The organism is Pseudomonas sp. M1, assembly GCF_022760135.1.
GTDB classification, from domain to species: Bacteria; Pseudomonadota; Gammaproteobacteria; order Pseudomonadales; family Pseudomonadaceae; genus Pseudomonas; species Pseudomonas citronellolis.
On the sequence record NZ_CP094343.1, the window covers coordinates 5,702,179 to 5,719,329 of the forward strand.

Here is a 17,151-nt window from a genome sequence, read left to right on the forward strand (position 1 = left end):
CCGGCATCCTCCAAGAGCCCAGCCAATGACCGTCGATCGAATCGGAGAGCGCCTGCGTCGCTATAGGCGCGCCGCGAAGAAGACCCTCAACCAGGTGGCCAGCGAATCCGGCCTCACCGCCAGCTTCCTGTCCCAGGCCGAACGCAACCTCACCGGGGTTTCCATCTCGTCCCTGGCCAGCATCGCCAAGTCCCTGGGGGTGCCGCTCAACGAACTGTTCGACCAGCCGCAGCAAGCGCAGCCGGACACCCACCAGGGCGAGCGCGTGCGCTATGCCATCGAGGGCCAGCCGCTGGGCTACGAGCGCCTGTCCAGCTCCTTCCCCGGCAACCAGCTCAACGCGGTGAAGATGAACATGCCGGTCGGCTACCAGTCCGAGCTGATTGCCCACGAGGGCGCGGAATTCGCCTACGTGCTCAGCGGCAGCATCGTCTACACCATCGACGGCCGCAGCTACCCCCTGGGCCCCGGCGACTCGGTACACTTCGACGCCGGCAAGCCCCACTGCCTGCGCAATGCCGGCGAGGAAACCGCCGAGGTGCTGACCGTCACCACCATGCCGCTGTTCGGCGAGCATCCGGGTACCTGAGACATTCCCTAGGTATTAGGACGCTTCTGATTTTTGCAGTAGCACTGAATTTAAGTTGACCTTAATTTCAGCCTGACTTAACTTCGCGTTCGACGTTCGCCGGCTACCCCGGCGGCATCCGACCATCGCCCACGGGGGAGCGGTGGCGCCCGAGCCGGCACAGGTCCATCAGGCCCGCGCCCGGCTCCCTCAGAAAAAGAACAACGAGGTTAGGCATGCGTATGAAGCGTCGTAACTCCATGCATTCACTGGTCGCCGGCGGCCTGTTGCTGGCCAGCTCGGCGAGCTTCGCCGGCAACACCCTGGTGTACTGCTCCGAAGGCAGCCCGGCCGGCTTCGACCCGGGCCAGTACACCACCGGCACCGACTACGACGCCACGTCGGAAACCCTGTTCAACCGCCTGGTGCAGTTCGAGCGCGGCGGCACCGAGGCCGTGCCGGCCCTGGCCGAAAGCTGGGAGACCAGCGCCGACGGCAAGGCCTGGACCTTCCACCTGCGCCACGGCGTGAAGTTCCACACCACCGACTACTTCAAGCCGACCCGCGAATTCAACGCCGACGACGTGGTCTTCACCTTCGAGCGCATGCTCGACAAGGACCAGCCGTTCCGTAAGGCCTACCCCACCGAGTTCCCCTACTTCACCGACATGGGCCTGGACCGCAACATCGCCAGGGTGGAGAAGCTCGACGACTACACCGTGAGGTTCGTCCTCAACGAAGTCGACGCCGCCTTCATCCAGAACCTGGCCATGAGCTTCGCGGCCATCCAGTCCGCCGAATACGCCGGCCAGTTGCTCGCCCAAGGCAAGGCCAGCGAGATCAACCAGAAGCCCATCGGCACCGGGCCCTTCGTGCTCAGCCGCTACCAGAAGGACGCGCTGATCCGCTTCAAGGGCAACAAGGACTACTGGAAGCCCGAGGACGTGCGCCTGGACAACCTGATCTTCGCCATCAACACCGACGCCTCGGTGCGCATGCAGAAGCTCAAGGCCGGCGAATGCCAGATCAGCCTCAACCCGCGCCCGGCGGACCTGGCCTCGCTGAAGCAGGACGCCAACCTGAACATGCCCTCGCAGCCGGGCTTCAACCTCGGCTACATCGCCTACAACGTCACCCACAAGCCGCTGGACCGCGTCGAGGTGCGCCAGGCGCTGGACATGGCGGTGAACAAGCAGGCGATCATCGACGCCATCTACCAGGGCGCCGGCCAGTTGGCGGTGAACGCCATGCCGCCGACGCAGTGGTCCTATGACGAATCCATCAAGGGCCAGGCCTACGATCCGGCGAAGGCCCGCGAACTGCTGAAGCAGGCCGGCATCGCCGAAGGCACCGAGATCACCCTCTGGGCCATGCCGGTGCAGCGCCCGTACAACCCCAATGCCAGGCTGATGGCCGAGATGATCCAGGCCGACTGGGCCAAGGTCGGCATCAAGGCCAGGATCGTCAGCTACGAGTGGGGCGAGTACATCAAGCGCGCCCACGCCGGCGAGCACGACGCCGCCCTGTTCGGCTGGACCGGCGACAACGGCGACCCGGACAACTGGCTCGGCACCCTCTACGGCTGCGACGCGGTCAACGGCAACAACATCTCCAAGTGGTGCGACACGGCCTACGACAAGCTGGTCAAGCAGGCCAAGGCCACCACCGACCATGCCCAGCGCGTCGCCCTCTACCAGCAGGCCCAGCAGTTGCTCGCCCAGCAACTGCCCATCAGCCCCATCGCCCACTCCACGGTGTACCAGCCCATGCGCAAGTCGGTGCAGGGCTTCCTCATCAGCCCCTTCGGGCGCAACACCTTCTACGGCGTGAGCAACCAGCCCTAGCCGAGGCTTTCGGCCCGCCGACCCGGCGCAGACCGGGCGGCCCTTCGTTTCGCCACTGCCCCACACCCCGCGCGCCCGCCCCGGCAGGCGCGGCGGGATGCGTTTGCCGTCTCGAACAACAACGAAGAAGAAAAAGGAGCAATCCATGCAGTGTCCCTACCTCAAACCCGCTGTACTGGGCCTGGCGATCGGCGCCGGGCTGCTCGGCCAGGCGCAGGCCGCCGAGGACGATGCGAACAAGGGCCAGGCCGGCGCCAGCGGCTTCATCGAGGGCCAGAAACTGACCCTCAGCACGCGCAACTTCTTTTCCCGCGAGCAGATGCACGACCGCTTCGGCTTCCGCATTCCCAAGGAAGGCGGCTCGGAATTCACCCACAGCCGCCGCGCCTGGGTGCAAGGCACCATCCTCCAGTACAGCTCCGGCTACACCCAGGGCACCGTCGGCTTCGGCCTCGACGTGGCCGGCTTCAACGCCATCAACCTGGAGCGCGGCAAGGGCGTGATCGGCGGCGGCGGCAACCGCACCCTGGCCCACAGCGACGGCGAGGCGGTGGACGAGTGGTCGAAGCTGGGCATCGCCAACCTGCGCCTGCGCGTCTCCAACACCGAGCTCAAGGCCGGGCGCTTCCAGGTGGAGACGCCGGTGTTCAACAGCATCGACAACCGCGCCCTGCCGTCGAGCTTCAACGGCGTCGGCCTGCTCAGCGAGGAGCTGGCCGGCCTCTCGCTGCAGGCCGGCAGCTTCACCCGCGCCAGCCCGCGCACCGGGGCGGGCGACGAGGACTTCACCACCGAGTACGGCACGCGCCAGGTCAAGGGCGACCGCTACAGCTACCTCGGCGGCACCTACAAGGTCGCCGACAACCTCTCGGTGAGCGCCTACGGCGGGCATTTCGAGGACGTCTGGAACCAGTACTACCTCGGCTTCTCCCACGACCTGGGCGACGCGCAGGGCCTGGCCCTGAACACCAGCTTCAACCTCTACAGCACCCGCGACACCGGCAACCGCGAGGCCGGCTACATCGACAACGACACCTGGAGCCTGGCCTTCACCCTCAGCCATGGCGCCCACAGCCTGATGCTCGGCTGGCAGCAGGTGGACGGCAACGAGTACTTCGACTACGTGCACGAGACCTCGGCCATCTACCTGGCCAACTCGCTGCTGTCGGACTACAACGGTCCCAACGAAAAATCCGTGCAGCTGCGCTACGGCACCGACTTCGCGCCCTACGGCGTGCCCGGCCTGAGCACCGCGGTGTGGTACGCCAAGGGCTGGGACATCGACGGCACCCACTACGACGGCGATCGCAACGGCGCCTACGGCAACTATGCCGAGGTCCGCGGCCAGGACGGCGAGAAGCACCACGAACTGGGCCTGATGGGCACCTACGTGGTCCAGGACGGCCCGCTCAAGCGCAGCAAGTTCCGCCTGATGTACATGAAGCACCTGGCCAGCCAGAACCAGGTCGACGGCAGCGTCGACGAGGTCCGCCTGGTCAGCACCTTCCCCTTCGACCTGCTGTAGGAGAACCCCCATGATCCCGCGCTACCTGCCCCTGCTCCTGGCGCTCGGCGCCGGCCCCGCGCTGGCGCAGAACCTGGTGGTGTGCACCGAGGCCAGCCCCGAGGGCTTCGACATCGTCCAGTACACCGGCGCGGTCACCGCCGACGCCGCCGCCGAGACGGTGTTCAGCCGCCTGGTGGCGTTCCGCCCGGGCACCACCGAGGTAGTGCCGGCCCTGGCGCAGCGCTGGGAGGTCAGCCCCGACGGGCTGGCCTACACCTTCCACCTGCGCCCAGGAGTGAAGTTCCACAGCACCGAGTACTTCAAGCCCAGCCGCACGCTGAATGCCGACGACGTGCTCTGGAGCTTCCGCCGCGCACTGGACCCGCAACACCCCTGGCACGCCTCGGCGCCGCGCGGCTACGCCTACTTCGAGGCCATGGGCATGGGCGAGCTGATCAAGTCGGTGGACAAGCTCGACGAGCTGACCGTGCGCTTCAGCCTCAACCACCCGGAAGCGCCCTTCCTCGCCGACATGGCCATGGGCTTCGCCTCCATCTACTCGGCCGAATATGGCGACCAGCTGCTCAAGGCCGGCAGGCAGGAACAGCTCAACACCCAGCCCATCGGCACCGGGCCCTTCGTCTTCAGCCGCTACGCCCGCGACGCCCAGGTGCGCTACGAGGCCAACCCGGACTACTTCGGCGGCAAGCCGGCCATCGACAACCTGGTGTTCGCCATCACCCTCGACCCCAACGTGCGCATGCAGAAGCTGCGCCGCGGCGAATGCCAGGTGGCGCTCTACCCGAAACCGGCCGACGTGCCGCAGCTGCAGAAGGAAGCGAACCTGGCGGTGGACAGCACCGACGCCCTGCTGACCACCTACGTGGCCCTCAACACCCAGCACAAGCCACTGGACGATGCGCGGGTGCGCCAGGCCATCAACCTGGCCATCGACAAGCCGGCGCTGCTGGAGGCGGTGTTCGGCCCCGGCGCGGCGACCCCGGCGATCAACCCCTACCCGGCGACGCTGCTCGGCTACAACCGGCAACTGCAGGACTGGCCGCACGACCCCGGGCGCGCCCGGGCCCTGCTCAAGGAAGCCGGGGTGGACGACGGCCTGAAGCTGACGCTGTTCATCCGCAACGGCAGCTCGCCGACCATCCCCAACCCGGCGCTGGCGGCACAGATGATGCAGGCGGACCTGGCCAAGGTCGGCATCGCGCTGCAGATCCGCTCGCTGGAATGGGGCGAGCTGCTCAAGCGCTCCAAGGCCGGCGAGCACGACCTCTCGCTGCTCGGCTGGGCCGGCGACAACGGCGACCCGGACAACTTCCTCAGCCCCAACCTCAGCTGCGCGGCGGCCAAATCCGGGGAAAACCAGGCGCGCTGGTGCGATGCGGCCTTCGAATCACTGATCCAGCGGGCCCGGCGCACCGACGAGCGGTCGAAACGGCAGGAACTTTATGAAAAGGCGACAAAGATATTCCACGAACAGGCCCCCTGGATTCCCCTGGCGCATCCTAAGCTGTTCAATGTGCGCCGCAGCAATATCGAGGGCTACACCATCAGCCCGCTGAGCAATAACAACTTCGCCGAAACCCGGGTGAAGTGACAATAAAAACGGGCGCCCGCGTTATCCCCGCGGGCAGCCGCGTGATGAGGAGTCCGCCCCCACCATGCTGAGTTTCATCGCACGCCGTTTCGGCCTGCTCATTCCGACCTTCTTCGGCGTCACGCTGCTGACCTTCGCGCTGATCCGCATGATCCCCGGCGACCCGGTCGAGGTGATGATGGGCGAGCGCCGCGTCGACCCGCAGATGCACGCCGAGGCCATGCACCGCCTGGGCCTGGACAAGCCACTGTACCAGCAGTACCTGGACTACATCGGCAACCTCGCCCAGGGCAACCTCGGCGAATCCCTGGTGACCCGCGACAGCGTCTGGCACGAGTTCCTCACGCTGTTCCCGGCGACCCTGGAACTGGCCATCGCCGCCATGCTCTTCGCCGGCACCTTCGGCCTGCTGGCGGGGGTGATCGCAGCGCTCAAGCGCGGCTCGGTCTTCGACCACGGGGTGATGACCATCTCCCTGGCCGGCTACTCGATGCCGATCTTCTGGTGGGGCCTGATCCTCATCATGCTGTTCTCCGTGACCCTCGGCTGGACGCCGGTGTCCGGGCGCCTGGACCTGCTCTACGACATCGAGCCGAAAACCGGCTTCATGCTCATCGACACCCTGCTCTCCGACGAGGAGGGCGCCTTCCTCGACGCCCTGCACCATCTCATCCTGCCGGCCATCGTGCTGGGCACCATCCCGCTGGCGGTGATCGCCCGCATGACCCGCTCGGCCATGCTCGAGGTGCTGCGCGAAGACTACGTGCGCACCGCCCGCGCCAAGGGCCTGTCGCCGGCCCGGGTGGTGTTCGTGCACGCCCTGCGCAACGCCATGATCCCGGTGCTCACCGTGTTCGGCCTGCAGGTCGGCGCGCTGCTGGCCGGCGCCGTGCTGACCGAGACCATCTTCTCCTGGCCGGGCATCGGCAAGTGGCTGATCGACGCCATCAGCCGCCGCGACTACCCGGTGGTGCAGAACGGCATCCTGCTGGTCGCCACCCTGGTGATCCTGGTCAACTTCACCGTGGACATCCTCTACGGCCTGGTCAACCCGCGCATCCGCCACCAACGCTGAGGAGCCCGCGATGAATTCCATGCAAAACGCTCCCGCCGGCGACCCGAGCCTGGTCTACCCCTCGCCCCTGAAAGAGTTCTGGCAAGCCTTCGCGCACAACAAGGGTGCGGTGGGCGGCCTGGCCTTCATGGTGCTGATCGTCTTCTGCGCGCTGTTCGCGCCCTGGGTGGCGCCGTACGACCCCAGCGAGCAGTTCCGCGACTTCCTGCTCACCCCGCCGGTGTGGCTGGAAGGCGGCACCGGGCAGTTCCTGCTGGGCACCGACGAAGTGGGCCGCGACATGCTCTCGCGGCTGATCTTCGGCGCCCGCCTGTCGCTGCTGATCGCCTTGAGCTCGGTGGTCATCTCGCTGCTGCCGGGGCTGGTGCTGGGCCTGGTCGCCGGCTTCTCGCCGAACCGCCTGGGCCCGGTGATCATGCGCCTGATGGACATCATGCTGGCGCTGCCCTCGCTGCTGCTGGCGGTGGCCATCGTCGCGGTGCTCGGCCCGGGGCTGTTCAACACCGTGATCGCCATCGCCGTGGTCTCGCTGCCCTCCTACGTGCGCCTGACCCGCGCGGCAGTGCTCGGCGAGGTCAACCGCGACTACGTCACCGCCTCGCGCCTGGCCGGCGCCGGCCTCTGGCGGCTGATGTTCGTCACCGTGCTGCCCAACTGCATGGCGCCGCTGATCGTCCAGGCCACCCTGAGCTTCTCCTCGGCCATCCTCGACGCCGCCGCCCTGGGCTTCCTCGGCCTCGGCGTGCAGCCGCCGACCCCGGAGTGGGGCACCATGCTGGCCTCGGCGCGCGACTACATCGAGCGCGCCTGGTGGGTGGTGAGCCTGCCGGGCCTGGCCATCCTGCTCAGCGTGCTGGCCATCAACCTGGTGGGCGACGGCCTGCGCGACGCGCTGGACCCGAAGCTCAAGAGCGCGGCGTAAGGAGCATGCAGATGAAGAACTTCATGCTCCTCGTAGGATGGGTGGAGCGAAGCGATACCCATCATTCCAGCGCCAAGCCGATGGGTTTCGTTGCACTCAACCCATCCTACGCGCCCCGCATGCCCGCCCCCGCAACGATGAATGTTCCCGTGCAGCGCCTGATGGAGACCGCCGTATGAGCCTCCTGGAAATCCGCAACCTCTCGGTGCGCTTCGGCGGCGCCGACGCCGTGCCCGTGGTCGACGGCCTCGACCTGAACGTCGACAAGGGCGAGGTGCTGGCCATCGTCGGCGAGTCCGGCTCCGGCAAGTCGGTGACCATGATGGCGCTGATGGGCCTGATCGACGCCCCCGGGCGCATCACCGCCGACACCCTGCGCTTCGACGGCAGCGACATGCTCAAGCTCAAGGGCCGCGAGCGCCGGCGCATCGTCGGCAAGGACATCGCCATGGTCTTCCAGGACCCGATGACCGCGCTCAACCCCAGCTACACCGTGGGCTTCCAGATCGAGGAAGTGCTGCGCCTGCACCTGGGCCTGCGCGGCAAGGCCGCGCGCCAGCGCGCCCTGGAACTGCTGGAGAAGGTGGAAATCCCCGGCGCCGCCCAGCGCCTGGACGCCTACCCGCACCAGCTCTCCGGCGGCATGAGCCAGCGCGTGGCCATCGCCATGGCCATTGCCGGCGAGCCCAAGCTGCTGATCGCCGACGAACCCACCACGGCCCTGGACGTGACCATCCAGGCACAGATCATGGAACTGCTGCTGAACCTGCAGCGCGACCAGGGCATGGCGCTGATCCTGATCACCCACGACCTCGCCGTGGTCGCCGAGACCGCCCAGCGCGTCTGCGTGATGTACGCCGGCCAGGCGGTGGAGATCGGCCAGGTGCCGGCGCTGTTCGACCTGCCCACCCATCCCTACACCGAGGCGCTGCTCAAGGCGATTCCCGAGCACAGCGCAGGCGAGGAACGCCTGGCCACCCTGCCCGGCATCGTCCCCGGGCGCTACGACCGGCCGCAGGGCTGCCTGCTGTCGCCGCGCTGCCCCTACGTGCAGGACGACTGCCGCGCCGTCCGCCCGGCCCTGGAACCCCACGTCCGCGGCGCGGTGCGCTGCTACTACCCGTTGAACCTCAAGGAGGTGGTCTGATGGAAGCCGTACTGACCGCCCGCGATCTGACCCGCCACTACGACATCGCCCAGGGCCTGTTCAAGCCCCACGCCCTGGTCCGCGCCCTCAACGGCGTGTCCTTCGAACTGCAGGCCGGCAAGACCCTGGCGGTGGTCGGCGAGTCCGGCTGCGGCAAGTCGACCCTGGCCCGCGCCCTGACGCTGATCGAGGAGCCCACCTCCGGCTCCCTGCGCATCGCCGGCCAGGAAGTGAAGGGCGCCAGCCACGAGCAGCGCAAGCAACTGCGCCGCGACGTGCAGATGGTGTTCCAGAACCCCTACGCCTCGCTCAACCCGCGGCAGAAGATCGGCGATCAGCTCGGCGAGCCGCTGCTGATCAACACCGGCCTGTCGCGCAGCGAACGCCGCGAGCGGGTGCAGGCGATGATGCAGCAGGTGGGCCTGCGCCCGGAGCACTACCAGCGCTACCCGCACATGTTCTCCGGCGGCCAGCGCCAGCGCATCGCCCTGGCCCGCGCCATGATGCTGCAGCCCAAGGTGCTGGTGGCCGACGAGCCGACCTCGGCGCTGGACGTGTCCATCCAGGCCCAGGTGCTCAACCTGTTCATGGACCTGCAGCAGGAGTTCGGCACCGCCTACGTGTTCATCTCCCACAACCTGGCGGTGGTGCGCCACGTGGCCGACGACGTGCTGGTGATGTACCTCGGCCGCCCGGCGGAAATGGGCCCGGCGGACAAGCTCTACGAACGCCCGCTGCACCCCTACACCCGCGCCCTGCTCTCGGCCACCCCGGCAATCCACCCGGACCCGGGCAAGCCGAAGATCAAGATCCAGGGCGAACTGCCCAACCCGCTGAACCCGCCCAGCGGCTGCGCCTTCCACAAGCGCTGCCCCTATGCGACGGAGCGCTGCAAGACGGAAGTGCCGGAACTGCGGCTGCTGGATGAGCGGCAGGTGGCTTGCCATCATGCGGAGCAGTTTCTGGGGTAGCCGGGGACGGTGGTGCTCGTGCTGGGTCCCGTTCCCTCTCCCCAACCCTCTCCCTGAAGGGAGAGGGAGCTTGTCCGTGCCGGCTGGAGGTAAGGTTTCAGCCGGATAGCACAGCGTCCGGCTAACGCCGAATTATCAGCGCACTCCGAACGGCCCCCTCTCCCTCCGGGAGAGGGCTGGGGTGAGGGGAACGAAGCATCCCTGTACTCCACAATTCCCCCACACTCCTACACCTCCCTCAACAACGCCAACCGCGCCCCGAACCCGATCAGCAACGAAGCAAAAGCCCACTGCTGCACCCGCTGCGCCAAGGCATGCCGCTCCAGCCAACGCCCCAACCGAGCCCCGCTCAACGCATAGAAACTATCGAACACCAAGCCCACCCCCACCAACACCGCCCCCAGCACGCCGAACTGCAACGCCAACGGCCCCGCATCCGGCCGCACGAACTGCGGCAACAACACCGAACAGAACAATAACGCCTTGGGATTGAGCAGATTGGTCAGCAACCCATTGCCAAAGGCCCGCCGCCAACTCCGCGCCTGTACCTCAGCCACAGGCTCGATACCCGCCAACGACGGCCGCGCCAGCAACATGCGCAGCCCCAGCCACGCCAGGTAGGCAGCGCCAGCCAAACGCACCGCATCGAAGGTCCAGGGCACGCTGCGGAACAACAGCGCCAGCCCGGCACCAGCCAATACCACATGGCAGCCCCGCGCCGTCGCCAGGCCCAGGGCGGTGACCAGGGCCGTGCGGCCGCCGCGGCTGGCGCCGGTGTGCAGCAGCAGGAGCATGTCCGGCCCGGGCAGCAGGTAGACCATCGCCAGGGCCAGCAGGAAGACGCCGAAATCCATGGTTCGCACTCCGCAGCAAGGGGCTCCGGTCAAGGATTCTATGCCCGAAGGCCGGGGCAGGTGCTTGCGTATTCGGCTTGCCAGTCCGTCTGGTTTTGGCATGATCTGCCAATCCAAATCCTGAAAGCTGGCCAGATATGCCAAACCACAAATTGGACGCCTACGACCACCGCATCCTCGCCGCCCTGCAACGCGACGGCCGCCTGAGCAACGTGCAACTGGCCGAGGCCATCGGCCTGTCGCCCTCCCCCTGCCTGCGCCGCGTGCGCCTGCTGGAAGAGGCCGGGGTGATCCGCCGCTACGGCGCCGACCTGGACCGCGACCAGGTCGGCCTGGGTCTGACGGTGTTCGTCGGGATCAAGGTGGAGCGTCACCACGAGGAGCAGGCCGAAGCCTTCCGCCGCGCGGTGGTCGACCTGCCCGAGGTGATCTCGGTGCACCTGGTCTCCGGCGAAGCGGACTTCCTGCTGCAGGTGGTGGTGCCGGACCTGCGCGCCTACGAGCACTTCCTCACCGGCACCCTGCTGAAGCTGCCGGGGGTGAGCGACATCCGCAGCAACTTCGCCATCAGCACCCTCAAGGAATCGGCGCCGCTGCCCCTGCAGCACCTGCCCCGCTAGCCGCGGAAGAAACGGTAGAAGCGCCGCAGCTCGTCCTGCGCCGCTTCCAGCGTCGTCTCGGCGAAGCGCACCTCGGCGTGGGCCGGGCACTGCGCCAGGCGGCCCAGGTCCAGGGGGTGGACGAAGCCGAGCAGCGGGTAGCCGCCCATGCTCTGGTGGTCGGCCTGCAGGACGATGGGCCGGCCATCCGGCGGCACCTGGATGGCGCCACGGACCATGCCCAGCGACCATTGCCGGCGGGGTGCGCGGATCGGCTCGCCGTGCAGGCGCGCGCCCATGCGGTCGGATTGCGGGCTGAGTTGCCAGGTGCGCTCGAAGAAGGCCGCCCGCTGCTCCGGCTCGAAGACGTCGCCGCCGGGCAGCACGCGCAGCACCAGCGTCTCGCGGTAGTCCGGCACGTAGGGCCAGGGCACGCTGGCGCCGCGTTCGAAGGCTGCACCGCTAGCCGCGCAAGGCAGCAGGTCGCCCTCCTCCAGCGCCCGGCCGTCGCCGTGCAGGCCGCCCAGGCCCTCGCGGCGCTGGGTGGCGACGCTGCCCAGCACGGGTTCGACGCGGAAGCCGCCCGCCACCGCCAGGTAGGCGCGCTGGCCGCTGGCGGCGAAGCCCAGTTCCAGTTTCTGCCCGGCGCGCAGGGCGAAGCGCGACCAGCCAGGGCGCGCTTCGCCGTCCACGCGAATCGACACTTGCGCACCGCACAGCGCCAGCCAGCAGTCCGCTTCGGCCCGCAGGCGCAGTCCGCCGAGGGCTACCTCCAGTAGCGGCGTGCCCCAGGCGTTGCCCAGCAGATGGTTGGCCCAGGCCGCGGCATGGATATCCACAGGGCCGCCGGCAGAAACACCGAGGTGCTGCCAGCCGTGGCGGCCGGCATCCTGCAGCAGGCTCAGCGGGCCGGCATTGAGCACCCGCAGGCCGCTCATGAGCGACCTCCGGCGCGGCGGAAGGCAGCCTCGTCGATGGGCAGGAAACGCACCCGGTCGCCCACCGCCAGCGGGCACGGCGGCTCCTGGTGTGGATCGAACAGGCGCTGCGCGGTGAGCCCCAGCAGGTGCCAGCCGCCCGGCGAGGCCTGTGGATAGACCGCGGTCTGCCGCTCGGCGATGGCCAGGCTGCCGGCCGCCACGCGGGTGCGCGGGTTGGCCCGGCGCGGCAGGGCCAGGCGCTCGTCCAGTTCGCCGAGATAGGCGAAGCCGGGCGCGAAGCCGATGGCACCGACGCGGTACTCGCGGGCGCTGTGCAGCTCGATCACCTGGTCCCGCCGCAGGCCGCAGCGCCGGGCCACCTCGTCGAGGTCCTCGCCGGCGTACCACACGCGGATTTCATGCAGGCGCCCGGCGGCGTCGCTCGGCTCGGGGCCGGGCCAGTCCGCTAGCAGCGGCGCCAGGCGGCGCTGCAGGTCGAGGGGCTCGGTGCGGCGCAGGTCGTAGTGCAGCAGCAGCGTGGTCCAGCCCGGCACCAGGTCGGTCAGCACCTCGCCCAGGGCTGCGCGCAGGCGTTCGGCCAGGGCGGCGATGCGCAGCGGCAGGTGCGCGTCCGGGCGTTCGGCCAGGGTCAGCAGCAGGGCTTCGGCGCCGAAGGGCTCGACGCGGATCATGCGGCGTCCAGCAGGCCACGCAGGCGCCGCAGCACCGCCAGGGATTCGGGGTTGTCGCCGTGCACGCAGAGGCTGTCGGCGCGCAGGCGCAGGGGGTTGCCGTCGATGTCCGGGAAGGGCTCGCCACGGGCGATGGCCAGGGCCTGGTCGAGGATGCGCTGCGGCTCGTGGTGCACCGCGCCGGCCAGGCGCCGCGGGGCCAGCTGGCCGTCGGGCAGGTAGGCGCGGTCGGCGAAGGCCTCGAACATCAGCGGCACGTCGGCGGCGTCGGCCAGGGCCAGTTCGCGGCGGTTGTCGGCCAGGGCCAGGACCATCAGCGGCAGGCCCTTGCGGTAGGCCGCGCAGGCATCGAGCACCGCCGCCAGCAGGGCGTCGTCGCGCACCAGGTCGTTGTACAGCGCGCCGTGGGGCTTCACGTAGTCGACGCGGGTGCCGGCGGCGCGGCAGAAGGCGTCCAGCGCGCCCACCTGGTACAGCACCAGGGCCTGCACCTCTTCCGGCGAACAGCTCAGATGGCGGCGGCCGAAGCCGGCCAGGTCGGGGTAGGACGGGTGCGCGCCTATGCTCACGCCCTGCTCCACCGCCAGGCGCACGGTGCGCTGGATGGTCAGCGGGTCGCCGGCGTGGAAGCCGCAGGCCAGGTTGGCCTGGTCGATCAGCGGCATGGCGTGGACGTCGTCGCCCATGCGCCAGGCGCCGTAGCTTTCCCCCATGTCGCAGTTGAGCAGGATGCGAGTTGACTGATCGGTCATGATACTGCCTCGACTTCGCCGGCGAGTTTCGGAAACATCCCTAGGTTAAACCAGAGGGCCATCATTTAGTCTTAGGAATATTCAGTAACGATTCAGGGGAGTAATATCCTCCGCTTCCTCCCGCCGAAAGCCATCGACTCGAAGATGAAAGCCCTGATCCTGGCTGCCTACGCGGCCTGCATCGCCTATGTGCACGTACGCGGCAAGGTCCGCCACAAGCTGTCCCGGCAGTTGAGCGACCACTCCAGCTTCCTCGCCCCGCTGAACTGCTTCATGTACCTGTTCTCCAGGGTGCCCAACACGCCGTACCTGACGCCCAACGCCTTCCCGGAGATGCAGAAGCTCACCGACAACTGGGAAGTCATCCGCGCCGAGGCCCTGCGCCTGCGCGAGGCCGGCAGCATCAAGCGCTCCGAGCAGTACAACGACGTCGGCTTCAATTCCTTCTTCAAGACCGGCTGGAAGCGCTTCTACCTGAAGTGGTACGACGACGCCCACCCCTCGGCCGACGTGGTCTGCCCGCAAACCACCGCGCTGCTGCGGGAAATCCCCTCGGTGAAGGCGGCGATGTTCGCCGAGCTGCCGCCGGGCTCGCGCCTGGTGCGCCACCGCGACCCCTACGCCGGCTCGCTGCGCTACCACCTGGGGCTGTTCACGCCGAACGACGAAGGCTGCTTCATCGAGGTGGACGGCCAGCGCTATGCGTGGAAGGACGGCGAGGCCGTGGTGTTCGACGAGACCTACATCCACTACGCCGAGAACACCACCGAGCATGACCGGGTGATCCTCTTCTGCGACGTCGAGCGGCCGCTGAAGTACCGCTGGGCGCAGGCCTTCAACCGCTGGTTCAGCCGCAACGTGATGGCCGCCGCCGCCTCGCCCAACGACGACGGCGACAAGACCGGCGGCATCAACCGCGCCTTCGGCACGCTGTACAAGATCCGCCTGCAGGGCAAGGCGCTGAAGAAGCGCAACCGCAAGCTGTACTACCTGCAGAAGTGGGCGTTCTTCGGGGCGATCCTGGCGTTCATTCTCTGGGTTTGAAGAGCCGCTGGAGGCTAGAGGCTGAAGGCTGGAGGTAAGAGCCTTTCCGCCTTCAGCCTTCAGCCTCTTTAATAAACATCCCGCCGATAGCGCCCTTCTTCCAGCAACGCTTCCACCGCCAGGTCGCCCAGCGCTTCGCGCAGCACCGCGTCCACGCCGCCGGCCATGCCTTCCAGGCTGCCGCAGACGTAGATCGCCGCGCCCTCTTCCAGCCACTGCCGCAACTCCTCAGCACGTTCGCGCAGGACGTCCTGCACGTAGACCTTGCTCGCCTGGTCGCGGGAGAAGGCCACGTCCAGGCGCTGGAGTTCGCCGGTCAGCAGGTAGCCTTCCAGCTCTTCGCGGCAGTAGAAGTCGTGCTCGCGGTTGCGTTCGCCGAACAGCAGCCAGTTGCGCCGGCGGCCCGCGCCTATGCTGGCGCGCAGCAGCGAGCGCAGGCCGGCCAGGCCGGTGCCGTTGCCGATCAGGATCAGCGGGCGGTCTTCCTCCGGCAGGTGGAAGCCGGCGTTGCGGCGCAGGCGCAGGGCCAGGCCGGCGCCGGGTTGCAGGTATTCGGTGAGCCAGCCGGAGCCCACGCCCAGACTGCCGTCGGGGTGGCGCTCCTGGCGCACGATCAGCTCCAGGGCACCGTCGCTGGGCAGCGAGGCGATGGAGTATTCCCGCGCCGCCAGCGGCACCAGGGCGTCCAGCAGCGCCTGCGGATGCAGGCCGACCAGGTGGCCGAGGGAGACCGGTAGCTCGCGCCCGGTCAGGGCATCGGCCAGGGCCATGCTGCCGCCCTCGACTTCGACGCTGGCCTCGGCGTCCACGCCCAGATGCTCCAGCCAGGCCAGCACGCGTTCGCGCGGGTGCTGCGGAAGGATTTCCACCAGGTCGCCGGCGCGCCAGTCGGCGCTGCTGCCGGCCGGCGCCTGCAGGCGCAGCAGCCAGGTGGACTGGCCCTGGCTGCCGGGGTTGAGGTGCTCGCGGGCGGCCAGGCTCCACAGCTCGTACTGCGGCGCGGCGAAGGGCGTCGGCGCGGCCACGCCGGTCAGTTGCGCCAGGTGCTGCTGCCACTCGCGCAGGGCGGCGGCGTCGCCGTTGTCCACTTCCACGCCGTCGAACAGCGGTTGCGCGCCCTGCCCTTGCAGCCAGCCCTGCATCCGCCGGGCGAAGCCGCAGAAGGCCTGGTACTGGCGGTCGCCCAGGGCGAGCATGGCGAAGCGCAGCTGGCCGAGGCCGGCGGCTTCGCCGAGCAGCTTGCGCTCGAAGCCGCGGGCGCTGTCCGGGGCCTCGCCGTCGCCGAAAGTGCTGACCACGAAGAGCGCGTTGCGCGTCTGCTCCAGTTGCTGGCGGTCCAGGCGCGCCAGGGGCTCGACGCGCACCGCCAGGCCCGCGGCCTGCAGCTGCCCGGCGCTCTGCCAGGCCAGTTGCTCGGCGAAACCGCTCTGGCTGGCGTAGCCCACCAGCCAGGCATCGGCGCCGCCGGCGCCAGCCAGTTCGACGCGGGCAGCCTGGGCGGCTTTCTTCTTGCGCCGGCGATCGAGGTAGAGCAGCCAGCCGGTGACGAAGAACAGCGGCATGGCCAGGCTCGCCAGCATCATCAGGATGCGCCCGGGCATACCGAAGTAGCTGCCCACGTGCAGGGCGTAGACGCTGGTCAGCAGCTGTTTGCCGAAGCTGCTGTCGGCGTAGCGCTTGTCGCCCAGCAGGCGGCCGCTCTTCGGGTCGATGCGCATTTCGTTGAAGGCGCGTTCGTGGGCGGCGTCGTCCAGGCGGTAGAACACCGTGGCCGGCTGCCCGCCCACCGGCGGCAGGCGCAGGTTGTAGGCCTCAAGGCCAGGACCGGCGGTGCTGCGCAGGGTGTTCCACAGGGCGCTGTAGTCCACTTCCAGCGGCGGCCCCTTGGGCGCTTCGCCGCCACGGCCACCGCGGCCGCCCTGGCGCTGCTGGCCGGCCGGGGCGTCGTCGAGCAGCTTGAACAGCGCGCCGCGGTACCAGTCGTAGGACCAGTACAGGCCGGTCAGCGAGGCCAGCAGGTAGAAGGCCAGGCACCAGGTGCCGGCCACGGCGTGCAGGTCCCAGTTGAAGGCGCGGCCCTTCTTGCGCCAGTCCAGGGCCAGCCAGGCGCGCCAGCTCAGGGTCTTGCGCGGCCAGCGCAGGTACAGGCCGGAGAGGCAGAAATAGATGAGGATCAGGGTGCAGGCAGCGGTCACCTGCTTGCCGAACTCGCCCAGGGCCAGGAAGCGGTGCAGCTGCATGATGAACATGAACAAGCCTTCCCCGGACGGCGCCGGCAGCGAGGCACCGGTGTAGGGGTCGACGTAGCGCGATTCGCCGCGGCGCTGGCCCGGCGGCGGGGTGAAGAAGATGCGCGCGGCCTCGTCGCCGTCGACCTTGGCCCAGACGAAGGACACCTTCCTGCCCGGCTCGGCGGACTCCACCCGCTGCACCAGTTCGTCCAGCGCCAGGGTGCCGCCGGGCTGCTCCTGCACCGTCAGGCTGGCAGGGTTGAAGGCGCGCAGCAGTTCGTCCTGGAACGACAGCGCCGCCCCGGTCACGCCCATCAGGGCCAGCACCAGGCCGGCGCTTATGCCGAAGAACCAATGCAGCTGGAACCAGACTTTCTTCAACACCTTGCTCTCACCTCGGGCGCGGGGCGCCA

General features: G+C 68.6%; 16 protein-coding genes. 11 read left to right on the forward strand and 5 right to left on the reverse strand.

Annotated features, from left to right (window positions below):
- Positions 1–25 precede the first annotated feature (25 nt).
- From PM1_RS25205 to PM1_RS25245, 9 genes are all read left to right on the forward strand, one after another.
- Positions 26–589, forward strand: coding sequence for a helix-turn-helix domain-containing protein (locus tag PM1_RS25205; protein ID WP_009617731.1), 564 nt, complete (start codon positions 26–28; stop codon positions 587–589).
- A 221-nt stretch (positions 590–810) separates the two neighbouring features.
- Complete coding sequence (locus PM1_RS25210) at positions 811–2,412, forward strand: ABC transporter substrate-binding protein (RefSeq protein ID WP_024128160.1); 1,602 nt, start codon at positions 811–813, stop codon at positions 2,410–2,412.
- A 145-nt stretch (positions 2,413–2,557) separates the two neighbouring features.
- The gene (locus PM1_RS25215) at positions 2,558–3,937 is read left to right on the forward strand and encodes an OprD family porin (RefSeq protein ID WP_009617727.1); all 1,380 of its coding nucleotides are present in this window, start codon (positions 2,558–2,560) and stop codon (positions 3,935–3,937) included.
- A 10-nt stretch (positions 3,938–3,947) separates the two neighbouring features.
- Complete coding sequence (locus PM1_RS25220; protein WP_009617725.1) at positions 3,948–5,531, forward strand: ABC transporter substrate-binding protein; 1,584 nt, start codon at positions 3,948–3,950, stop codon at positions 5,529–5,531.
- Between the two features lie 64 nt (positions 5,532–5,595).
- Entirely contained in the window at positions 5,596–6,606 is a 1,011-nt protein-coding gene (locus PM1_RS25225; protein WP_009617723.1) for an ABC transporter permease subunit, read from the forward strand.
- A gap of 10 nt (positions 6,607–6,616) precedes the next feature.
- Positions 6,617–7,528 (forward strand): ABC transporter permease subunit, encoded by a 912-nt coding sequence (locus PM1_RS25230; RefSeq protein WP_009617722.1) that lies wholly within the window; start codon positions 6,617–6,619, stop codon positions 7,526–7,528.
- A gap of 11 nt (positions 7,529–7,539) precedes the next feature.
- On the forward strand, positions 7,540–7,707 hold the full coding sequence (locus PM1_RS25235) for a hypothetical protein (protein WP_009617720.1): 168 nt from the start codon (positions 7,540–7,542) through the stop codon (positions 7,705–7,707).
- Positions 7,704–8,675 carry an ABC transporter ATP-binding protein gene (locus tag PM1_RS25240; RefSeq protein ID WP_009617719.1) on the forward strand — a complete coding sequence of 324 codons (972 nt, stop codon included), beginning with the start codon at positions 7,704–7,706 and terminating at the stop codon, positions 8,673–8,675. Before PM1_RS25235 ends, PM1_RS25240 begins: the two co-directional genes overlap by 4 nt.
- Positions 8,675–9,646 carry a peptide ABC transporter ATP-binding protein gene (locus PM1_RS25245; RefSeq protein WP_009617718.1) on the forward strand — a complete coding sequence of 324 codons (972 nt, stop codon included), beginning with the start codon at positions 8,675–8,677 and terminating at the stop codon, positions 9,644–9,646. The genes PM1_RS25240 and PM1_RS25245 overlap by 1 nt, the downstream gene beginning before the upstream one ends.
- A gap of 227 nt (positions 9,647–9,873) precedes the next feature.
- Here the strand turns inward: PM1_RS25245 and PM1_RS25250 are convergent, their stop codons facing one another.
- Positions 9,874–10,500 (reverse strand): LysE family translocator, encoded by a 627-nt coding sequence (locus PM1_RS25250; RefSeq protein WP_009617717.1) that lies wholly within the window; start codon positions 10,498–10,500, stop codon positions 9,874–9,876.
- A 137-nt stretch (positions 10,501–10,637) separates the two neighbouring features.
- Here PM1_RS25250 and PM1_RS25255 point away from each other — a divergent pair, with 137 nt between their 5' ends.
- Positions 10,638–11,120, forward strand: coding sequence for an Lrp/AsnC family transcriptional regulator (locus tag PM1_RS25255; RefSeq protein WP_009617716.1), 483 nt, complete (start codon positions 10,638–10,640; stop codon positions 11,118–11,120).
- Here the strand turns inward: PM1_RS25255 and PM1_RS25260 are convergent.
- Genes PM1_RS25260 through PM1_RS25270 form a run of 3 tightly spaced genes read right to left on the reverse strand, consistent with a single transcriptional unit; the run spans position 11,117 to position 13,463 of the window.
- Positions 11,117–12,037 carry a 5-oxoprolinase subunit C family protein gene (locus PM1_RS25260; RefSeq protein WP_009617715.1) on the reverse strand — a complete coding sequence of 307 codons (921 nt, stop codon included), beginning with the start codon at positions 12,035–12,037 and terminating at the stop codon, positions 11,117–11,119. The genes PM1_RS25255 and PM1_RS25260 overlap by 4 nt on opposite strands.
- Entirely contained in the window at positions 12,034–12,711 is a 678-nt protein-coding gene (gene pxpB, locus PM1_RS25265) for a 5-oxoprolinase subunit PxpB (protein ID WP_009617714.1), read from the reverse strand. Before pxpB ends, PM1_RS25260 begins: the two co-directional genes overlap by 4 nt.
- Positions 12,708–13,463: a 5-oxoprolinase subunit PxpA gene (locus PM1_RS25270; RefSeq protein ID WP_009617713.1), complete on the reverse strand. Its 756-nt coding sequence runs from the start codon at positions 13,461–13,463 to the stop codon at positions 12,708–12,710. Before PM1_RS25270 ends, pxpB begins: the two co-directional genes overlap by 4 nt.
- A 144-nt stretch (positions 13,464–13,607) precedes the next feature.
- Here PM1_RS25270 and lpxO point away from each other — a divergent pair, with 144 nt between their 5' ends.
- Entirely contained in the window at positions 13,608–14,507 is a 900-nt protein-coding gene (lpxO, locus tag PM1_RS25275) for a lipid A hydroxylase LpxO (RefSeq protein WP_009617712.1), read from the forward strand.
- Between the two features lie 68 nt (positions 14,508–14,575).
- Here the strand turns inward: lpxO and PM1_RS25280 are convergent, their stop codons facing one another.
- Complete coding sequence (locus PM1_RS25280; RefSeq protein ID WP_024128159.1) at positions 14,576–17,119, reverse strand: PepSY domain-containing protein; 2,544 nt, start codon at positions 17,117–17,119, stop codon at positions 14,576–14,578.
- Between the last annotated feature and the right edge of the window lie 32 nt (positions 17,120–17,151).

Bases quoted from the DNA above. Each gene is read 5' to 3' on its own strand.
- PM1_RS25210 (WP_024128160.1), top strand. From the start codon at position 811: ATGAAGCGTCGTAACTCCATGCATTCACTGGTCGCCGGCGGCCTGTTG.
- PM1_RS25270 (WP_009617713.1), bottom strand. From the start codon at position 13,463: ATGACCGATCAGTCAACTCGCATCCTGCTCAACTGCGACATGGGGGAA.
- PM1_RS25230 (WP_009617722.1), top strand. From the start codon at position 6,617: ATGAATTCCATGCAAAACGCTCCCGCCGGCGACCCGAGCCTGGTCTAC.
- PM1_RS25235 (WP_009617720.1), top strand. From the start codon at position 7,540: ATGAAGAACTTCATGCTCCTCGTAGGATGGGTGGAGCGAAGCGATACC.
- PM1_RS25255 (WP_009617716.1), top strand. From the start codon at position 10,638: ATGCCAAACCACAAATTGGACGCCTACGACCACCGCATCCTCGCCGCC.
- PM1_RS25245 (WP_009617718.1), top strand. From the start codon at position 8,675: ATGGAAGCCGTACTGACCGCCCGCGATCTGACCCGCCACTACGACATC.
- lpxO (WP_009617712.1), top strand. From the start codon at position 13,608: ATGAAAGCCCTGATCCTGGCTGCCTACGCGGCCTGCATCGCCTATGTG.
- PM1_RS25240 (WP_009617719.1), top strand. From the start codon at position 7,704: ATGAGCCTCCTGGAAATCCGCAACCTCTCGGTGCGCTTCGGCGGCGCC.
- PM1_RS25205 (WP_009617731.1), top strand. From the start codon at position 26: ATGACCGTCGATCGAATCGGAGAGCGCCTGCGTCGCTATAGGCGCGCC.
- PM1_RS25225 (WP_009617723.1), top strand. From the start codon at position 5,596: ATGCTGAGTTTCATCGCACGCCGTTTCGGCCTGCTCATTCCGACCTTC.
- PM1_RS25260 (WP_009617715.1), bottom strand. From the start codon at position 12,037: ATGAGCGGCCTGCGGGTGCTCAATGCCGGCCCGCTGAGCCTGCTGCAG.
- PM1_RS25250 (WP_009617717.1), bottom strand. From the start codon at position 10,500: ATGGATTTCGGCGTCTTCCTGCTGGCCCTGGCGATGGTCTACCTGCTG.
- pxpB (WP_009617714.1), bottom strand. From the start codon at position 12,711: ATGATCCGCGTCGAGCCCTTCGGCGCCGAAGCCCTGCTGCTGACCCTG.
- PM1_RS25220 (WP_009617725.1), top strand. From the start codon at position 3,948: ATGATCCCGCGCTACCTGCCCCTGCTCCTGGCGCTCGGCGCCGGCCCC.
- PM1_RS25215 (WP_009617727.1), top strand. From the start codon at position 2,558: ATGCAGTGTCCCTACCTCAAACCCGCTGTACTGGGCCTGGCGATCGGC.